The following is a 1,214-nucleotide window of genomic DNA, read 5'->3' as shown; positions in this document are numbered from 1 at the left end:
AACGGGGTCCATAATAGCCGTACGAAGGCCGCGAGGCGGCCGCTCCGATGACCGCGCCCCCGATAACCCCTGCGGCTGCGGCGGCCGCGACGGCAGTCGCCGCTTCGTCCGACTGCGCCCTATTTTGCGCGAAGTTCGCTTCCTGGCACCGATCGAAACGCCGTGTTCCCGGCCGAAGTCCAGCGGCTTCACATGTGTATGCGGCGCTTGCCGCCGACTGCTGGACGGACTGACATCCGCTGAGCGAGATTGCAGCAAGTCCGAATGCGAGAAACATCGAAATAAGTCTACCCATGGAGTTCCCTACCTATTGGTCGGCGCTATAGCCTTCGATTATAGCCATGATCCCTTTGCATTTGTCGATCGTGATCTTGTCGGAGGCGGCATGACGAATGATAGCCTAGATCAATGTCGTTGCGATACAGGATTATTTCAGCCGATCGCTGCCGCGATCAGGTTGCACAGACTTCCCCGCACGAGCTCCTCTGTCGTGACCTGGCCTGCCTGGATGGAAAAGAATGCATCGACCCGCGTGCCGGCGTTCACCCTGCGAGCGACGATGCGAAGCGTCTGCGGCAATCCGGATCCAGTGGTTTCCTGCAACGCGGTGATGGCGCCATAGGCCTTGTCCACGTTCATATCGGAATAGCCTTCGGCGAGGACCGCGCTCGCCAGACGATCCAGCGCCTTTTTGGCGTCGAGCTTCGGGAATAGCATCCACGTCTTGTATGAAAGCGGGGTCAGCAAAGGAACGCCCTGCGAGGAGAAGTTCGCTTCGCAGGAAGCTTGCGCCGAGGTGGCGCCGATGGCGACCAATGCAGACAATAGTAAGATGCGGCTCATTCCTGTCGTCCTCCATCGGCGCTTGGTCGGCTCGTTCAAAATTGCAGTCGAACCCGTGAGGCGCGAAATCTGAACCGCGGCCTCGGCAGGATATCGACCTCCCCGGCTGCGCTCCGGCGGGCCTCGTCTCCCAATGCCCGAAAATCTATTGGAGACGATTTCCCTCAGTCTGTGCTCCAGCGCACAGTGGCGAGGGGCCGCATGCGCCGTTCCATCCGTCGATCGGAAAAACGATTGCCTCTGCCGTCCGGCATCGACGTTCGTCACACCTTCCGAATCTGGATCGTCAAGGTCGTAGCGCTGGCGCACGACGACTTGCCGCGTGAAGCGATCTGAGCTCGATAGAAAGCCGACCCTAGCAACGTGACGCC

At 60.0% G+C, this 1,214-nt stretch carries 2 protein-coding genes; one reads left to right on the top strand and one right to left on the bottom strand.

The window, feature by feature from the left end:
* Positions 1-432 precede the first annotated feature (432 nt).
* On the bottom strand, positions 433-843 hold the full coding sequence (locus A1351_RS03725; RefSeq protein ID WP_024881959.1) for a hypothetical protein: 411 nt from the start codon (positions 841-843) through the stop codon (positions 433-435).
* Positions 844-1,044: 201 nt separating this feature from the next.
* Here A1351_RS03725 and A1351_RS25980 point away from each other — a divergent pair, with 201 nt between their 5' ends.
* On the top strand, positions 1,045-1,179 hold the full coding sequence (locus A1351_RS25980; protein ID WP_256388639.1) for a hypothetical protein: 135 nt from the start codon (positions 1,045-1,047) through the stop codon (positions 1,177-1,179).
* Positions 1,180-1,214 lie beyond the last annotated feature (35 nt).

Source organism: Methylosinus sp. R-45379 (assembly GCF_001644125.1).
In the GTDB taxonomy this organism is placed as follows: domain Bacteria; phylum Pseudomonadota; class Alphaproteobacteria; order Rhizobiales; family Beijerinckiaceae; genus Methylosinus.
Note: the sequence above shows the minus strand (reverse complement) of the source record. Positions and strands in the feature narration are given on the sequence as shown.